Origin of the sequence: Peribacillus sp. S4, assembly GCF_046715815.1 — a bacterium.
Classification (GTDB): Bacteria; Bacillota; Bacilli; order Bacillales; family DSM-1321; genus Peribacillus; species Peribacillus frigoritolerans.
In genome coordinates this window covers 1-19,344 of record NZ_CP175708.1, presented here as the reverse complement: position 1 = coordinate 19,344, position 19,344 = coordinate 1, and the positions used below count along the sequence as shown (strand labels likewise).

Annotated in this window: 10 protein-coding genes, 2 tRNA genes, 3 rRNA genes and 1 other annotated feature (1 of these 16 only partly in view); of the genes, 1 reads left to right on the top strand and 14 read right to left on the bottom strand. The window is 43.5% G+C overall.

From position 1 onward, the window contains the following. Nucleotides 1–209, bottom strand: a binding site (T-box leader); it reaches 16 nt to the left of the window's first position. A gap of 69 nt (nt 210–278) precedes the next feature. Beyond that, nucleotides 279–1,598: a D-alanyl-D-alanine carboxypeptidase family protein gene (locus tag ACJ9PY_RS00075; protein WP_145504251.1), complete on the bottom strand. Its 1,320-nt coding sequence runs from the start codon at nt 1,596–1,598 to the stop codon at nt 279–281. A gap of 173 nt (nt 1,599–1,771) precedes the next feature. Next, entirely contained in the window at nt 1,772–3,235 is a 1,464-nt protein-coding gene (guaB, locus tag ACJ9PY_RS00070) for an IMP dehydrogenase (RefSeq protein ID WP_048688703.1), read from the bottom strand. A gap of 111 nt (nt 3,236–3,346) precedes the next feature. Between guaB and ACJ9PY_RS00065 the strand changes: the two genes are divergently transcribed. Further along, nucleotides 3,347–4,312, top strand: a complete 966-nt coding sequence (locus tag ACJ9PY_RS00065; RefSeq protein WP_145504252.1) for a YaaC family protein — start codon at nt 3,347–3,349, stop codon at nt 4,310–4,312. Between the two features lie 80 nt (nt 4,313–4,392). Here ACJ9PY_RS00065 and rrf read toward each other — a convergent pair. The 12 genes from rrf to dnaA all read right to left on the bottom strand — a co-directional run bounded on the left by rrf (nt 4,393) and on the right by dnaA (nt 19,344). After that, a 5S ribosomal RNA gene (gene rrf / locus ACJ9PY_RS00060) occupies nt 4,393–4,508 on the bottom strand. Nucleotides 4,509–4,572: 64 nt separating this feature from the next. After that, nucleotides 4,573–7,505, bottom strand: a 23S ribosomal RNA gene (locus tag ACJ9PY_RS00055). 104 nt (nt 7,506–7,609) lie between these two features. Next, nucleotides 7,610–7,685 (bottom strand) — tRNA-Ala (locus ACJ9PY_RS00050). A 16-nt stretch (nt 7,686–7,701) separates the two neighbouring features. Beyond that, nucleotides 7,702–7,778 (bottom strand) — tRNA-Ile (locus ACJ9PY_RS00045). A gap of 115 nt (nt 7,779–7,893) precedes the next feature. Further along, nucleotides 7,894–9,444 (bottom strand): 16S ribosomal RNA (locus ACJ9PY_RS00040). Together the 16S, 23S and 5S rRNA genes with 2 tRNA genes alongside form the textbook arrangement of a ribosomal RNA operon. Before the next feature lie 724 nt (nt 9,445–10,168). After that, on the bottom strand, nt 10,169–12,721 hold the full coding sequence (gene gyrA / locus ACJ9PY_RS00035; protein ID WP_063574565.1) for a DNA gyrase subunit A: 2,553 nt from the start codon (nt 12,719–12,721) through the stop codon (nt 10,169–10,171). A 95-nt stretch (nt 12,722–12,816) separates the two neighbouring features. Continuing rightward, complete coding sequence (gyrB, locus tag ACJ9PY_RS00030) at nt 12,817–14,742, bottom strand: DNA topoisomerase (ATP-hydrolyzing) subunit B (protein ID WP_057278321.1); 1,926 nt, start codon at nt 14,740–14,742, stop codon at nt 12,817–12,819. Nucleotides 14,743–14,817: 75 nt separating this feature from the next. Then, complete coding sequence (remB, locus tag ACJ9PY_RS00025) at nt 14,818–15,081, bottom strand: extracellular matrix regulator RemB (protein ID WP_098864480.1); 264 nt, start codon at nt 15,079–15,081, stop codon at nt 14,818–14,820. Between the two features lie 12 nt (nt 15,082–15,093). Further along, nucleotides 15,094–16,212 carry a DNA replication/repair protein RecF gene (recF, locus tag ACJ9PY_RS00020; RefSeq protein ID WP_034316194.1) on the bottom strand — a complete coding sequence of 373 codons (1,119 nt, stop codon included), beginning with the start codon at nt 16,210–16,212 and terminating at the stop codon, nt 15,094–15,096. Nucleotides 16,213–16,233: 21 nt separating this feature from the next. Continuing rightward, complete coding sequence (yaaA, locus tag ACJ9PY_RS00015) at nt 16,234–16,446, bottom strand: S4 domain-containing protein YaaA (RefSeq protein WP_411739328.1); 213 nt, start codon at nt 16,444–16,446, stop codon at nt 16,234–16,236. 219 nt (nt 16,447–16,665) lie between these two features. Then, a complete protein-coding gene (dnaN, locus tag ACJ9PY_RS00010; RefSeq protein WP_054398443.1) occupies nt 16,666–17,802 on the bottom strand; it encodes a DNA polymerase III subunit beta in 1,137 nt (378 codons plus the stop codon). Nucleotides 17,803–17,994: 192 nt separating this feature from the next. Then, a complete protein-coding gene (gene dnaA, locus ACJ9PY_RS00005; protein WP_034316187.1) occupies nt 17,995–19,344 on the bottom strand; it encodes a chromosomal replication initiator protein DnaA in 1,350 nt (449 codons plus the stop codon).

Below are 19,344 nucleotides of genomic sequence, written 5' to 3'. Positions count from 1 at the left end.
AACCCGCGTTGCCACCCTAGTTGAAGGCCTATGAAACACGCCTACCACTTATCACGATAACGGCTTTTAACCGAAAGTATTTACTGACCAAAAAGGCTTTCCATACTCTGCTCCAGGAGGGATTCACAAAACTCTCACACCGATTTCCACCAGCCATCGGCTCTCTGTAGAAAGAAATACTTGTTACTATTTCCTGTCATTGCTTTCTTATATAATCAAATTGTTTTCCATAATGTACTATAATTTTATACATTACGCAACCGTTTTATACGCGAAACTTAAAACCAGCCTTTAACAGTGGAAGCCACACTGCTCCAAACGTCTCCAAAGAATCCGCCGACCGCCCGCATTGATAATACGAACCAGTTTGCCTTTTCAACGGATTCGGCAGCTACGACGTTAACCTTAACTGGATCGCCGTTGATGTACCCGTAATCTTCTCCTTTTTTAGGAGTGACTGTGATGTAGCCTAGCTTTTCACCTTTTTTGATTGGTGCAGTCAGCTTACCATCATCATTCAATTTGTTTTTATCGATCACTAAATCTGTTTTATAGTTGTCTTTCCCACCATTTTCAACAAGTAGCTCGATTGCTTTTTCAGATTGAATCTTAACTTCTTTTTCCTTGCCTTTCACTACTGAAAGTGTTTCTTTCCCTTTCACCTGGTAGTTGGCTGGAAGGACTTTTTCCTTTTTAAATGTTGCATAAGCATAGTTCATAAGCTTAGTGCTATCTGCAAAACGTTCGTTTTTATTAGTGGACTTCATGACCACCGTGATATAGCGCTGACCGTCCCGGATAACCGTCCCTGTATGCCCATAACCGGCAAAGTCGGTAGATCCCGTCTTTAGTCCGTCTACGCCTTTATATTCAAAAATCAGGCCAGGCAGCATCCAGTTGAAGTTCGGATATTCTTTTCCATCACGGAACTTCAATTTAGGAATACTGGCGATTTTTAAAACTTCCGGATAATCATTTATTAAACGATAAGCAAGAAGTGCAGTATCTTTTGCTGTCATGATATTTTCATCATCTTCATCACCTGAAGGATATTGCCCTAATAAATCGGAGTTATTCAACCCGCTGGCGTTAACGAATTTATGATGTTTCAAGCCTAATTCCTTTGCTTTTACGTTCATTAACTTAACGAAGCTCTTTTCACTTCCGGAAACTAGCTGTGCTAAAGCTACTGTTGCCGCATTTCCTGAATAGACGGCCATAGCTTGATATAGTTCCTTAACTGTATAATCTTCACCTTCCGTTAACCCAACATTCGACAAATTGGGTGCTTTTGAAAGGTCATGTACATATTTATTTATTTTTACTTTTTGATCCCAACTGATTTTCCCATTTTCAATTGACTCCATTATGATGTACTCGGTCATCATTTTAGACATGGATGCAATCCCTAATACTTTATCGGCATTTTTTTCATACACGATTTGTCCCGTTTCACCATCGATTATGATGGCTGCCTCTGCTTTTAAACCTAAATTATCAGATTCAGCAACAGCTTCCCCCGGTTGATAGGCAAATTGCGACATAACAAGAACAAAAACAAAAGTGAAAATGAGGGTTATCTTGCTGATTTTTTTCAATTTCCAATACCTCCAACTTTTAAGCTAATCTCTATAACAAAGAAGAAACTTTATGTAAATCCCTTGACACCTTGTCTAGTTTATCACAGAAAAAATAAAAAAAATAGACAGAGTAATCGCAGACTCTGTCTATTTTAACAATAAATTTTAATGACGATTATATGTTAAATTCATTACATTGAGTAGTTCGGTGCTTCTTTAGTGATTTGGACATCATGAGGATGGCTCTCCCTTAATCCGGCACCGGTCATTTTGACAAATTGAGAGTTTTCTCTCAACTCTTCCAATGTGGCTGTACCGCAATATCCCATACCTGAACGAATGCCGCCAATCAGTTGGAAAATGGTATCTGATAGAGGTCCTTTGTATGGAAGGCGCCCTTCGATGCCTTCCGGAACGAATTTCTTGTTATCTTCCTGGAAGTAACGATCTTTAGATCCTTTTTCCATTGCAGCAACAGATCCCATACCCCGATACACTTTAAAACGGCGACCTTGGAAAATTTCCGTTTCGCCAGGGCTTTCAGTTACACCTGCAAGCATACTGCCAAGCATTACTGCATGTCCGCCTGCAGCCAGGGCTTTAACGATATCTCCTGAATATTTAATTCCGCCATCAGCGATAATCGTTTTACCATGCTTTCTTGCTTCTGTTGCACAATCGAAGACTGCCGTGATTTGTGGAACACCTACACCGGCTACAACCCTTGTCGTACAGATTGACCCTGGTCCGATTCCCACTTTCACTACATCGGCTCCCGCTTCAATCAATGCTTTCGTCCCTTCAGCTGTTGCCACATTACCGGCAATGATCGTCAATTCAGGATAAGTCGCGCGGATTTCCTTCACCATTTCAAGGACGCCTTCTGAATGACCGTGAGCTGTATCAAGTACAATTGCATCGACATGGGACTTAACAAGCATTTCAACACGCTTCATTGTATCCTTAGTGACTCCGACTGCAGCACCTGCAAGCAATCTCCCTTGCTTATCTTTCGCCGAATTCGGGAACTCAATGACTTTCTCGATATCCTTGATCGTAATAAGTCCTTTAAGAACTCCATTATCGTCTACAAGAGGAAGCTTTTCGATTTTGTACTTTTGAAGAATCTTCTCTGCTTGTTCCAAGTTAGTTCCTACTGGTGCTGTGACGAGATTCTCAACAGTCATGACACTGGAAATCTTCAAGGAAAAATCGGAAATAAATCGCAAATCACGGTTTGTAATGATACCCACAAGTTTTTGATCCTCAATATTGTTGACTACAGGAACACCCGAAATGCGATATTTACCCATTAAATGCTCTGCATCGAATACCTGGTGATCTGGCGTCAAGAAAAATGGATCGGTAATTACACCGCTTTCTGAACGTTTTACTTTATCCACCAGTTCAGCTTGTGCTTCAATGGACATATTTTTATGAATGATACCCAATCCGCCTTGACGAGCCATGGCAATCGCCATCTCTGCTTCCGTCACGGTATCCATTCCTGCACTGATGATAGGAAGGTTGAGCTTTAAGTTTTCAGCTAAGTTGACTTGAAGGTTGACATCTTTCGGCAAAACCTCTGATTTCGCTGGAATTAATAGGACATCATCAAAGGTTAAACCTTCTTTTGCAAATTTATTTTCCCACATTATTTTCCCCTCCTGCTTAAAAATATTATTTGTAGGTTATCAATAGGACATACTACTGTCAAGAAGAGAAATAAATGTTTGATTATTCTATTAATTTGGAGGACAGCTGCAATGCCTGAAAACAATGATAATTTCGATAAATATACACCTTTTTTTTCCGCATCTTCCTCTCAACTTTTTTTACAAAAATGTTACACACAAGAAAAAATAGCAGAAGCGGAAATCAAAAGTTACGATAATTGTTATCCATTTATTTACCATCTTGAACATGCTAAAACTTATTATAATCAGGCAGCCATTGCACCGCTATCCATTCAGCCAATCCTTACATTTTATGGATTTGCCCAATTATTAAAGGCTTGTCTGCTCACGATTGATCCTAACTATCCGGAATCAACTTCGATGCTTGCCCATGGGGTAACTACGAGGAAAAAGAAAAAGCAACAATATGAATTTCTGAAGGATGAAGTAAAAACGCAAAAAAATGGACTTTTCACCTGCATCGCCGAGAAATTATTTCATATCAAGCATCTGGAAGGTGAAAAGTTTTCCATGGGTACACTTATGAAAGAAATCCCGGATATGCAAAACTTTACATGGTCCATTTCCAAGAAAAATTTCGTCGCCCTGCTACCCTCTCCCAATGGTTTTCAATTGCCTTCAACCATATTGGATAGCTATCAAATGTCCAGCAGTCGATTGGAAGAATTTTTGAAAGCTAAAACGAATCAAATTTACAGTATTTCGGAAGCTCCCGGAACACTGCATTTAAAAACAGAGGGTGTTCCCATTCATAATGCCAAATCTCCAATACGGTATAATTTGGAAGAAGGACAATTCATGCTATCTCTGAATAAAGATTCGTCCGCTTTTTCATTACCTGAACTTTTGATTCATTATTTGATTTCTTATAACCTTAGCATAATAGCTCGTTATGAAACAGAATGGTGGGCAGAGCTGATGAAAACCATGCCTAATGACGATTACCCTTGCATTGTGCAATTCCTTAAAATAAGCCAAGCTAAGGTGCCATTTTTAATATTTGAATGGATTAAGTCGGAAAGGTTCCACATCTGATCCTTCCAACACCCTATTGGTGAAATGATCTGACCTGAAACGACAAAAAAGACCAGCCGGATGGCTGATCTTTTTAAATGGCTTGGCGGCGTCCTACTCTCACAGGGGGAAACCCCCAACTACCATCGGCGCTGAAGAGCTTAACTGCCGTGTTCGGAATGGGAACGGGTGTGACCTCTTCGCTATCGCCACCAAACATAAAAGGAACGTTGTTCCTTCAAAACTAGATAATAAGAAGGTATTTCATTTTTTAAAAAGCGTTGGTTAAGTCCTCGATCTATTAGTATCAGTCAGCTCCACATGTCACCATGCTTCCACCTCTGACCTATCAACCTGATCATCTTTCAGGGATCTTACTAGCTTGCGCCATGGGAAATCTCATCTTGAGGGGGGCTTCATGCTTAGATGCTTTCAGCACTTATCCCGTCCGCACGTAGCTACCCAGCTATGCCTTTGGCAAGACAACTGGTACACCAGCGGTGCGTCCATCCCGGTCCTCTCGTACTAAGGACAGCTCCTCTCAAATTTCCTGCGCCCGCGACGGATAGGGACCGAACTGTCTCACGACGTTCTGAACCCAGCTCGCGTACCGCTTTAATGGGCGAACAGCCCAACCCTTGGGACCGACTACAGCCCCAGGATGCGATGAGCCGACATCGAGGTGCCAAACCTCCCCGTCGATGTGGACTCTTGGGGGAGATAAGCCTGTTATCCCCGGGGTAGCTTTTATCCGTTGAGCGATGGCCCTTCCATGCGGAACCACCGGATCACTAAGCCCGACTTTCGTCCCTGCTCGACTTGTAGGTCTCGCAGTCAAGCTCCCTTGTGCCTTTACACTCTACGAATGATTTCCAACCATTCTGAGGGAACCTTTGGGCGCCTCCGTTACTCTTTAGGAGGCGACCGCCCCAGTCAAACTGCCCACCTGACACTGTCTCCCACCCCGATAAGGGGCGCGGGTTAGAATTTCAATACAGCCAGGGTAGTATCCCACCAACGCCTCCACCGAAGCTGGCGCTCCGGCTTCTCAGGCTCCTACCTATCCTGTACAAGCTGTACCAAAATTCAATATCAGGCTGCAGTAAAGCTCCACGGGGTCTTTCCGTCCTGTCGCGGGTAACCTGCATCTTCACAGGTACTATAATTTCACCGAGTCTCTCGTTGAGACAGTGCCCAGATCGTTACACCTTTCGTGCGGGTCGGAACTTACCCGACAAGGAATTTCGCTACCTTAGGACCGTTATAGTTACGGCCGCCGTTTACTGGGGCTTCGGTTCAAAGCTTCGCTTGCGCTAACCTCTCCCCTTAACCTTCCAGCACCGGGCAGGTGTCAGCCCCTATACTTCGCCTTGCGGCTTCGCAGAGACCTGTGTTTTTGCTAAACAGTCGCCTGGGCCTATTCACTGCGGCTTTTCTGGGCTATTCACCCTAAAAAGCACCCCTTCTCCCGAAGTTACGGGGTCATTTTGCCGAGTTCCTTAACGAGAGTTCTCTCGCACACCTTAGGATTCTCTCCTCGCCTACCTGTGTCGGTTTGCGGTACGGGCACCTTACATCTCACTAGAGGCTTTTCTTGGCAGCGTGGAATCAGGAACTTCGGTACTATATTTCCCTCGCCATCACAGCTCCGCCTTAATGGAAACGGGATTTGCCTCGTTTCCGGCCTAACTGCTTGGACGCGCATATCCAACAGCGCGCTTACCCTATCCTTCTGCGTCCCCCCATCGTTCAAACGATGTATAGGTGGTACAGGAATATCAACCTGTTGTCCATCGCCTACGCCTTTCGGCCTCGGCTTAGGTCCCGACTAACCCTGAGCGGACGAGCCTTCCTCAGGAAACCTTAGGCATTCGGTGGAAGGGATTCTCACCCTTCTTTCGCTACTCATACCGGCATTCTCACTTCTAAGCGCTCCACCAGTCCTTCCGGTCTGACTTCAACGCCCTTAGAACGCTCTCCTACCATCGACACCATACGGTGTCAATCCACAGCTTCGGTGATACGTTTAGCCCCGGTACATTTTCGGCGCGGAGTCACTCGACCAGTGAGCTATTACGCACTCTTTAAATGGTGGCTGCTTCTAAGCCAACATCCTGGTTGTCTAAGCAACTCCACATCCTTTTCCACTTAACGTATACTTTGGGACCTTAGCTGGTGGTCTGGGCTGTTTCCCTTTCGACTACGGATCTTATCACTCGCAGTCTGACTCCCAAGAATAAGTATTTGGCATTCGGAGTTTGACTGAATTCGGTAACCCGTTGGGGGCCCCTAGTCCAATCAGTGCTCTACCTCCAATACTCTCATCTTGAGGCTAGCCCTAAAGCTATTTCGGAGAGAACCAGCTATCTCCAGGTTCGATTGGAATTTCTCCGCTACCCACACCTCATCCCCGCACTTTTCAACGTGCGTGGGTTCGGGCCTCCATTCAGTGTTACCTGAACTTCACCCTGGACATGGGTAGATCACCTGGTTTCGGGTCTACGACCTCATACTCATTCGCCCTATTCAGACTCGCTTTCGCTGCGGCTCCGTCTCATCAACTTAACCTCGCATGAAATCGTAACTCGCCGGTTCATTCTACAAAAGGCACGCCATTACCCATTAACGGGCTTTGACTACTTGTAGGCACACGGTTTCAGGATCTATTTCACTCCCCTTCCGGGGTGCTTTTCACCTTTCCCTCACGGTACTGGTTCACTATCGGTCACTAGGGAGTATTTAGCCTTGGGAGATGGTCCTCCCTGCTTCCGACGGGATTTCTCGTGTCCCGCCGTACTCAGGATCCACTCAGGAGGGAACGAAGTTTCAACTACAGGGTTTTTACCTTCTTCGACGGACCTTTCCAGGTCGCTTCATTTACCCCGTTCCTTTGTAACTCCATGTTGAGTGTCCTACAACCCCAAGAGGCAAGCCTCTTGGTTTGGGCTAATTCCGTTTCGCTCGCCGCTACTCAGGAAATCGCGTTTGCTTTCTCTTCCTCCGGGTACTTAGATGTTTCAGTTCCCCGGGTCTGCCTTCAGTACCCTATGTATTCAGGTAAAGATACTGTTCCATTACGAACAGTGGGTTTCCCCATTCGGAAATCTCCGGATCAAAGCTTACTTACAGCTCCCCGAAGCATATCGGTGTTAGTCCCGTCCTTCATCGGCTCCTAGTGCCAAGGCATCCACCGTGCGCCCTTTCTAACTTAACCGTTAAAAAAGATCTTACAGATGCTTTGAAAAAAATTAATTGCCTTCTATCTATTATCTAGTTTTCAAGGAACAAGCTGTCCCAATCACAACGTGATTGTTTCATTGGTGGAGCCTAGCGGGATCGAACCGCTGACCTCCTGCGTGCAAGGCAGGCGCTCTCCCAGCTGAGCTAAGGCCCCGTTTTAGGAAATGGAATGGTGGGCCTAAATGGACTCGAACCATCGACCTCACGCTTATCAGGCGTGCGCTCTAACCAGCTGAGCTATAGGCCCATTCACATAAATAATAAGCTTCTGCTTCCCAAGCTTATCGCGGGATTGCTATTTAATTGAATGAATCACTCATTCAAAACTGAACAAAACAAAAGCGCCTCGTAATTATCCTTAGAAAGGAGGTGATCCAGCCGCACCTTCCGATACGGCTACCTTGTTACGACTTCACCCCAATCATCTGTCCCACCTTAGGCGGCTGGCTCCATGAAGGTTACCTCACCGACTTCGGGTGTTACAAACTCTCGTGGTGTGACGGGCGGTGTGTACAAGGCCCGGGAACGTATTCACCGCGGCATGCTGATCCGCGATTACTAGCGATTCCGGCTTCATGCAGGCGAGTTGCAGCCTGCAATCCGAACTGAGAATGGCTTTATGGGATTCGCTTACCTTCGCAGGTTTGCAGCCCTTTGTACCATCCATTGTAGCACGTGTGTAGCCCAGGTCATAAGGGGCATGATGATTTGACGTCATCCCCACCTTCCTCCGGTTTGTCACCGGCAGTCACCTTAGAGTGCCCAACTGAATGCTGGCAACTAAGATCAAGGGTTGCGCTCGTTGCGGGACTTAACCCAACATCTCACGACACGAGCTGACGACAACCATGCACCACCTGTCACTCTGTCCCCCGAAGGGGAAAGCCCTATCTCTAGGGTTGTCAGAGGATGTCAAGACCTGGTAAGGTTCTTCGCGTTGCTTCGAATTAAACCACATGCTCCACCGCTTGTGCGGGCCCCCGTCAATTCCTTTGAGTTTCAGCCTTGCGGCCGTACTCCCCAGGCGGAGTGCTTAATGCGTTAGCTGCAGCACTAAAGGGCGGAAACCCTCTAACACTTAGCACTCATCGTTTACGGCGTGGACTACCAGGGTATCTAATCCTGTTTGCTCCCCACGCTTTCGCGCCTCAGTGTCAGTTACAGACCAGAAAGTCGCCTTCGCCACTGGTGTTCCTCCAAATCTCTACGCATTTCACCGCTACACTTGGAATTCCACTTTCCTCTTCTGCACTCAAGTTCCCCAGTTTCCAATGACCCTCCACGGTTGAGCCGTGGGCTTTCACATCAGACTTAAGGAACCACCTGCGCGCGCTTTACGCCCAATAATTCCGGACAACGCTTGCCACCTACGTATTACCGCGGCTGCTGGCACGTAGTTAGCCGTGGCTTTCTGGTTAGGTACCGTCAAGGTACCAGCAGTTACTCTGGTACTTGTTCTTCCCTAACAACAGAACTTTACGACCCGAAGGCCTTCTTCGTTCACGCGGCGTTGCTCCGTCAGACTTTCGTCCATTGCGGAAGATTCCCTACTGCTGCCTCCCGTAGGAGTCTGGGCCGTGTCTCAGTCCCAGTGTGGCCGATCACCCTCTCAGGTCGGCTACGCATCGTCGCCTTGGTGAGCCATTACCTCACCAACTAGCTAATGCGCCGCGGGCCCATCTATAAGTGACAGCGTAAACCGTCTTTCCATCTTCTCTCATGCGAGAAAAGAACGTATCCGGTATTAGCTCCGGTTTCCCGAAGTTATCCCAGTCTTATAGGCAGGTTGCCCACGTGTTACTCACCCGTCCGCCGCTAATCTCAGGGAGCAAGCTCCCATCGATTCGCTCGACTTGCATGTATTAGGCACGCCGCCAGCGTTCGTCCTGAGCCAGGATCAAACTCTCCGAAGAAATGTTTGACTTGCTCATTTGCTTTTTTGATAGTGTGTGCTCACTTAAAATTTAACGTTGGCGCTTTGTTCTGTTCAGTTTTCAAAGAGCGATTTATCGCCGTTACTTCGTAAGCGACTTTAATAATATATCATTTATATTATTCCTTGTCAACAACTTTATTCTTTCGCTGTCGACTTAGTTATTATATCTAGTATCAGGAATAAAAGCAATAGTTATTTTAAAATAAATAATATTCATCCATTCATAGATTTCAAATACTATGACTTTACCCCTGATCAAGAAGAAGCTTAGATTTCAAGAGTGAATTTTTTCTTTAAACATTATAGTACTTCTTTTATATATAATTCACGATTAATCCCTAAATTGATAATTTGCCCACTATCCATCACCTTTATGACCGGTCATGTTTGCGAGCTGGCATCAATAAAAATGATTTCAGCGATGAATCCATTGTTCAGTCATGGAAAAATTAGCGAAGCCTATTTGGGAAGTAACTTGAAACCAACGAGTCTTTACCCAAACCCGAACACTCTGATATCATTTGATACCGTGCTAATGCAAAAAAAAACAGCTTTATTGCTGGGTCTACAATTTTTTACGGTTTATACAATTTGAGCGTCACTTACAGATACTCCCGCTTTCTCATTGTTTCAAAAAAAATCAAAGGGAATTTCAAAAGGGGCTCGGAATTAAAATTCCGAACCCCTTTTTTAGTAAAAGATTATTCTTCCGTATCTTTTTCAGTTTCTTCATTTTCTTCATTTACCGTAGGTTCAGGATCAGAATCCGGATCTAGAGTTGTTACCGCCTCTATTTCCATGTCTTTTTCTTCTTCTTCTTCCCTTCCTACGATGGCCACCGTAGAAACATATTCATTATCTGCAGATTCGAGTCGGATGAGCTTAACACCCTGTGTATTACGGCCCGTTTTAGAAATGCCTTCGACTTCCATTCGGATCAATACACCAGCTGCTGTAATCAGCATCAAATCTTCATCTTCACCCGTAACTGTTTTCACGGCTATAAGTTCACCATTTTTCTCAGTGACATTACATGTTTTTATTCCTTTGCCTCCACGGCTTTGAATACGGTATTCTTCCGCAGAGGTCCTTTTTCCATAACCGTTTTTCGTAACGATCAGGACTTCTTCATCATCTTCAAGAATTTCCATTCCGACAACTTCATCATTTGTCCCTAAGGAAATTCCTTTTACTCCTGCTGCAGTACGTCCCATTGTCCGTACATCCGTCTCTGGGAAACGAATCATCATACCGGACTTCGTTCCAATTATGATCTGTTTCTCTCCATTCGTAAGCCGGACAGAGATCAATTCATCGTCTTCACGTAAACCTAGGGCAATTAAACCGTTATTACGGATATTTGCAAAGGACGATAAAGGTGTACGCTTTGATATCCCATGTCTGGTCGTGAAGAATAAATACCAATCGTCCGCAAATTCCTTCACAGGTATGATTGCATTGACCCACTCGCCTTTATCGACTTCCAACAAGTTGATAAGCGGCAATCCTTTTGCCGTCCTGCCATATTCAGGTATTTCATATCCTTTTGAACGATAGACTTTACCTTTGTTGGTGAAGAATAATAGAGTGTCATGAGTCGAAGTGGTTAACAAGTGACCGACAAAGTCATCTGTATTCGTTCCCATACCCTGTATTCCGCGCCCCCCGCGTTTTTGACTGCGGTATGTGGTTGCAGGCAAGCGTTTAATATAACCGTTATGCGTAAGTGTCACGATTATATTTTCCTCTGGGATTAAATCTTCATCTTCCAGGCTTTCAAAGCCGGCTAATGTGATTTCAGTTCTCCGTTTATCATCAAAACGTTCTTTAATTTCAAGAAGCTCTTCACGGATAATTTCAAGAACCTTTTCTTCATCAGCAAGAATCGCTTTATATTCTGCAATTATAGCCATTAATGCCTGATATTCATCTTCAATTTTTTCACGTTCCAGACCTGTCAAGCGCTGTAAACGCATATCCAGGATAGCTTGCGCCTGTTTTTCGGAAAGTGAGAATTGTGTCATTAAGCCTTCACGGGCAATATCTGTCGTTTGGGAACTGCGGATCAACGAGATGACTGCATCCAAATTATCAAGTGCAATACGCAAACCTTCTAAAATATGGGCACGGGCCTCCGCTTTCCGCAGTTCAAATTCAGTCCTGCGACGTATGACTACCTGCTGATGCTCCAAGTAGTAGCGCAGGCATTGTTTTAAATTCAGCACCTTTGGCTGACCGTCCACCAAAGCAAGCAGATTGATTCCGAAGGTGGTCTGCATCGCGGTGTGCTTATACAGGTTGTTTAAAAGGACATTCGCATTAACATCCTTTCGAAGCTCCATGACAATACGCATACCATTGCGATCCGATTCATCCCGTAAGTCGGTGATGCCTTCGATTTTCTTATCTCGGGCAAGTTCTGCAATTTTTTCAATCAATCTTGCTTTATTCACTTGATAAGGGATTTCCTTAACAAGGATTACCTGTTTACCATTCGGTTTCTCCTCAATCTCGACTTTCGCCCGTTGAATGATTGACCCTTTACCGGTTTCATAGGCCTTTCTGATTCCGCTTCTCCCTAAAATCAAACCGGCTGTCGGAAAGTCCGGACCAGGAATATATTCCATCAACTCTGGAATTGTAATCTCAGGATTCTTGCTTAAAGCCAATACGCCGTCAATTACCTCACCTAATTGATGGGGCGGAATATTGGTTGCCATTCCTACCGCTATTCCTGATGAACCATTCACCAATAAGTTCGGGAAACGGGCAGGCATGACGGCTGGTTCTCTTTCTGAACCATCGTAGTTATCCTGGAAATTGACTGTATCTTTATTTAAGTCCCGGAGTAACTCCATCGAGATTTTCGACATTCTCGCTTCGGTGTACCTCATTGCGGCAGCTTGGTCACCATCGACCGAACCGAAATTCCCATGTCCATCTACAAGCATATAGCGATAGTTAAAAGGTTGCGCCATCCGTACCATCGTTTCATATACTGCCGAATCACCATGGGGGTGATATTTACCGATAACTTCCCCGACAATACGGGCTGATTTCTTAAATGGTTTATCCGAAGTCATTCCAAGATCGTTCATTGCATAAAGAATTCTTCGGTGTACCGGTTTCAAACCGTCCCTTACATCAGGCAAAGCCCGCGACACGATAACGCTCATCGCATAATCCAAAAACGATGTCCGCATCTCGGTACTTATATTTATTTCTTTAACACCTGATCTTTCATTTTCTGACATGGAGCCAACCTCCTATTAAAAGCTTATATCTCATTTAAGTTTAACTGTTCGTGCACTATGTAAAGAACAGGATGTAAAAAGCATCCTGTCAAAAATCAGATATCAAGATTTTTTACATAAATTGCATTTTCTTCAATGAAGTTACGTCGCGGTTCCACCTTGTCGCCCATCAGCATCTCGAAAGTTTCATCTGCCTCGGCGGCATCTTTCAAACTGACTTGAAGCAGCGTTCTCGTTTCTGGGTTCATGGTCGTTTCCCACAATTGCTCCGGATTCATTTCCCCCAGCCCTTTATAACGCTGCAGGTTAGGCTTTGGAGTACTTGGCAAACTTGCCATGATTTCTTCAAGCTCGCGGTCATTATAAGCATAATCCACTTTTTTCCCTTGCTGAATCTTGAAAAGTGGCGGCTGAGCAATATATATATATCCATACTCGATGATTTTTCGCATATACCGGTAGAAGAATGTCAACATCAGTGTTCTGATATGGGCACCATCCACATCCGCATCGGTCATGATAACAATTTTATGGTATCTGGCTTTTTCAGTATTGAATTCATCACCAATGCCCGTTCCAAGTGCTGTGATGATCGTACCTATTTCTTCATTGTGCAGGATTCTGTCCAATCGCGCTTTTTCAACATTCAGGATTTTACCCCTTAGCGGCAATATGGCTTGGAAATGGCGGTCCCGCCCTTGTTTTGCCGAGCCTCCCGCAGAGTTTCCTTCAACGATGTATAATTCGCTGATACTCGGGTCCTTAGAAGAACAATCTGCCAATTTACCTGGTAGATTGGATACTTCCAAAGCACTTTTCCTCCGGGTCAATTCACGTGCTTTCTTCGCTGCCAAACGGGCTCTCGCTGCCATTTGCCCTTTATCTACTATTTTTCGGGCCACGGCAGGATTTTCGTATAAGAAGGCATCAAGTCGTTCCGAAAGAATGGAATCAGTAACCGTTCTTACCTCAGAGTTTCCGAGTTTGGTTTTCGTCTGACCTTCAAATTGCGGATCAGGATGCTTAATCGAAATGATTGCCGTTAAACCTTCCCGGACATCTTCACCTGAGAAATTGGTATCCGCTTCTTTTAAAAGACCATTTTTCCGTGCATAATCATTGATGACACGGGTCAAAGCAGTCTTGAATCCCGATTCATGTGTACCGCCTTCATAGGTATGAATATTATTGGCAAAAGAAAAGACATTGCTGATATAGCTGTCATTATATTGCAGGGCCAATTCAACGGAAATTCCATCTTTCTCGCCTTCCATGAAAATCGGTTCCTCATGCAATACCTCTTTAGAACGGTTCAAATGCTCAACATAAGATTTGATACCGCCCTCATAGTGGAACTCCCTGATTTTTTCTTCTTCTTCACGTTTATCTTCAATGATCAGCTTCAACCCTTTATTCAGGAATGCAAGCTCACGGATTCGCGTGGCTAATGTATCAAAGTCATATTCCAAGGTATCCGTGAAGATTTCACCATCAGGAATGAAGTGTACAGTCGTTCCGGTATGATCGGTTTCCCCGATGATTTTCAAATCTTCTTTTGGGATACCGCGGTTAAATTGCTGATAATGGATTTTACCTTCACGATGAACGTAAACTTCCAATACCGTGGATAAGGCATTAACTACCGATGCCCCCACACCATGCAGACCGCCGGAGACCTTATAACCTCCGCCGCCAAATTTACCGCCCGCATGAAGGACCGTCATGATTACTTCTACAGCCGGGCGTCCCATTTTTTCATGGATCCCCACTGGAATTCCCCGACCATTATCGACTACGGTTATGCTATTATCTTCTTCGATCGTCACTTTGATTTCCGTACAGAAACCAGCCAGTGCCTCATCAATACTATTATCGACAATTTCCCAAACAAGATGGTGAAGTCCTTTTGCAGAGGTAGTGCCGATATACATCCCCGGACGTTTACGAACTGCTTCTAAGCCTTCTAAAACCTGTATCTGATTCTCATCGTATGCCTGAGCTTGTACTTCTTTTTGTTCCATTGTCATACGTATCACCTACACTTTTCTTTTGGCATTTATCAATTTTCAGGAGTAATTATAACGTTTAGCTACAATTCAAAGAATATCTATATCATCGATTAAGAGCGATGGCTGCAGTGAACGCTTTTTCAAGGTGGACGACGCGAGCGGTGAATAATAAATCTGTTTGTCCGTCACTACAATCGATTTAACCGAGTTTTTTGCTAAATGGGAAGTTACATCGGACTTTTTCTCCAAAAATTCACTCATGATTGGAGAGGCCTGAAGCAGCTTCTTATCTAAAATGGCTATGACATCGTCCGTTTTCACAAGAATGTCTTCACCAATGTGGAGATACATACATTCACCTCATCATTTAACCTTTTTTATACTTCCTTGACTAACATAAAAGGTGGACGCTTCTCGTAGGGTTTGATGATCGATTCCATCAACGGAGGGTGTCGTCACAAATGTTTGCACTTTCCCCTGTATCGTATTCAGTAAATGGGATTGACGGAAATCGTCGAGTTCCGATAACACATCATCCAATAATAAAATGGGATACTCGCCGATTTCTTCATGGATCAGCTCAATTTCGGCAAGTTTCAAAGACAAGGCAGTCGTACGCTGTTGTCCTTGTGAACCGTATGTCTGGACATCACGGTCATTCACAAAAAAAACCAGGTCGTCACGATGTGGACCTACCAGTGTAACACCCCGTTCAATTTCCCTTGTTTTTATTTTATCAAATTTTTCTGTGTATACTTCTATCATTTTCGTCAAATCCATAGATTCTGATACATCAAGCGACGGTTTATATTGGATTTTCAATACTTCTAGATTTCTGGAGATCCCCGAATGAATAGGTTCTGCCCATTGCTGGAGCTTTAAAAGAAACTCGTACCTTCTTTCGACAATTTTCGCTGCATACTGAATAAATTGATCGGTCAGCACGTCAAGCATCGTCGTATCCGTTTGTTTCCGGGTCTGCAGAAGCTTTAAGTAATGATTTCTTTGTTGAAGTATTTTATGATATTGGCTCATATCATGAAGGTATACGGGAGAAACCTGGCCAATTTCCATATCTATAAAACGGCGTCTGACTAGAGGACTTCCCTTTACAAGGTTAAGATCCTCAGGCGCAAACATGACCACATTCATATTTCCGACATATTGACTCAACTTTCTTTGTTCAATATGGTTGCACTTCGCCTTTTTCCCTTTTTTTGAAATGGTCAGCTCAAGTGGTATTGAGGTATTTCTCTTTCTAACTCTTCCTTCTATTTTAGCATACTCTTCATCCCAGCGAATAAGTTCTTTATCATTTGAGGTCCGATGGGATTTTGCCATTGCTAAAACGAAAATGGATTCCATGACATTTGTTTTTCCTTGAGCATTTTCGCCGAGGATTACATTGACTTTATTCTCAAAAGCCAGATTCAATTCGGTATAGTTGCGGTAATTTTTCAAACTTATATTTTCAATATACATATTCCGCTCTTCCCTTATGTTTTAGCTTGTAATTGTGTAGGCGCCAAATCCAGGAATCTCTATTTTATCACCTGATCTTAATTTTCTGCCTCTTCTCACGTCTAATTCGCCATTAATATAAACCTCGTATTCACTTAAGAACCATTTCGCCATTCCGCCGCTTTGGATCAAATCGGCCAATTTCAGGAATTGTCCAAGCGTAATATATTCAGTATTGATTTTTATGGAGTCCATTCATGCTTCACTCATTTCTAAGTAGTCTTTAATATTTCATTTTACTAAATTAATCCCATTAAGACAAAGTATAGCTTTTTCAGTTCTTGTTTTTAGCGATTGAGAGTCTCGTACAGCATTGAAAAAACGCCAAAGACCCTTTGGAAACCTATGTTTAAATATAAAAAAATTAAAGACCTGCTATACAAGCCTTTAATTTTTTTGAAATATTATTTTAGCTTAATAAGTCCTTACCGGGAGAATTAATTGCAGCATGGAATCGTCATGTAGCGGACGAATGACAAACGGACGCATTGCACCTGTGAAATTAATTTTTATATCGGATCCTTCCAATGCCTTTAGAGCATCCATTACGAATTTGGCACTGAATGAGATCTTCAGGTCTTCGCCTTCAATGGCTTCTGCCTGAACTTCCTCAATTACTTTACCAATTTCAGGAGTATTGGAAGAGACTTCGATTATACGGCCTTCCAGGGTTGTCAATTTAACGACATTATTTCTTCCTTCTCTCGCCAATAAAGAAGCCCTGTCGATCGCTTGAAGGAAATCCTTGGTATGAACAGTCACATCGGTTTTGCTATCTGATGGAATCAAGCGTGATGTATCGGGATAATTCCCTTCAAGAAGTCTTGAGAAGAATAATAAATTTTCAGCTTTGAAAAGTACTTGGTTTTCGGTAATGACGATTTCAATGAGTTCGTTTGTATCATCAAGGATTTTACTTAACTCATTCAGACTTTTACCTGGGATGACAACGCTATAGGTCCCGTTAATTTTATTTTCTATTTTGGCTGTTCTCATTGCAAGCCTATGGCTATCTGTTGCAATACAGGTCAATTCGTCATCTTGAACCTTCAAGTTTACACCTGTTAAGATGGGGCGTGTTTCTGACGTGGACACTGCAAAGCCAGTTTGGCGGATAAGGGTCTTTAAAAGGTCCGTTGGAAGTTTGAAAATATTTTCTTCTGCAATGATCGGAAGATGAGGATATTCCTCAGGATCCAGTCCATTTAGATTAAATTCAGCTTTTCCCGAGCGAATAATCGTTTGAAAGTTATTCTCCACTTCAATTTCTACAGTATCCATCGGCAGCTTTTTGACAATTTCACTGAAAAAACGGGCATTCAGGACTATACCGCCGCTGCTTTTAACTTCAACTATCTCATCTCCGTCAACCTCAGCGGGAATGAATGATTGGATGGAAATATCTGAATCACTACCTGTTAGAGTGACCCCCTCACTAGTAACGCTTATCTTTATCCCTGTTAGGATCGGAATCGTCGTTCTTGATGTGACTGCTTTCATTACTTCTTGGACACTATGAACTAATCGATCTCTTTGGATTATAAATCTCATGTTTCATCCTCCAATTTTTTATTGCCGAATAGGCATATTTATTAATAATTTTTATTAAAAAAGATAGTAGTAATAGTAGTAGGCCCTGTTGATATGTGGATAAGTCCACTCAACCTAAGGAAAAACAGTCTATCCACATGTGGACAGACTGTGTGTAAGTAGTCGCCAGTTATTCACATTATCCAGAATCCATTATACCCTCAGCTGGTCCTGGATTTCTTTAACCTGACGTTGAAGCTGGGTGTCCGTTTGCATGAGTTTGGAGATTTTTTCATGCGCATGGATGACGGTCGTATGATCGCGGCCTCCAAATTCATCACCTATCTTGGGCAGGGATGAGTCCGTCAATTCCCTGGAAAGATACATGGCAATCTGTCTTGGAAAGGCCACGGATTTAGTCCGTTTTTTCGCCTTGAAATCCTCAAGTTTGACACTATAATGTTCACCGACCGTCTTCTGGATTTCCAAGATGGTGATTATTTTAGGTTTTGAGCTAGGAATGATGTCTTTTAATGCTTCAGCTGCCAAATCGGCATTTATATCTTTATTGATCAATGAAGAATAAGCGACGACACGAATAAGTGCACCCTCAAGCTCACGAATATTGGAATCGATTTGGTTGGCTATATAGAGCATGACTTCGTTCGGGATATCAAGACCCTCAGCTTTTGCCTTTTTACGCAATATGGCAATCCGCGTTTCCAGATCAGGTGGCGTGATATCCGTGATCAAGCCCCACTCAAACCTTGAACGGAGACGATCCTCTAGTGTAGGTATCTCTTTTGGCGGGCGGTCACTCGAGATGACGATCTGTTTGCTTTCTTCATGCAGCGCATTGAATGTATGGAAAAACTCTTCTTGAGTTTGTTCTTTTCCCGCAAGAAATTGAATATCATCAATTAATAAAACATCCACGCTTCGGTATCTATCACGGAATTCCCCAGCTTTATTGTCCCGGATCGAGTTGATGAATTCGTTCGTGAACTTTTCAGACGATAAATAAACGACCTTCGCATTCGGATTATGCTCAAGAACATAATGCCCGATTGCATGCATTAAATGAGTTTTTCCAAGGCCGACGCCCCCGTATATGAATAAGGGATTATAGGCTTTGGCCGGAGCTTCTGCGACAGCGAGAGACGCGGCATGGGCAAAACGATTGCCGGAGCCGATGACAAATGTATCGAATGTATTTTTCGCATTAAGCATATGCTGTGGAAATGCAGCATGCTCTTTATCCTGTTTTTTTATCTTTTTAGGCTGAACAGGAACGGCAAAATCATCATCTTCTTGATTGGGGGGAATGATGAATTTTGCTTCCAATTCCTCACCGGTAAGTTCAAACAATACATCGGAAATAAGATGGGAATAGCGTTCTTCAAGCCAATCCCTGGCAAATTCATTGGGAGCAGTGACTGTTAATGTATCACCTTGCAGTAAATAAGCCTTGGTTGATTTAAGCCAAGTTTCAAAGCTTGGTTTACTGATTTTCTTTTCGATTTTTCCGAGCGCCTGGTTCCAGAGGCTATCGATGTTATCCAA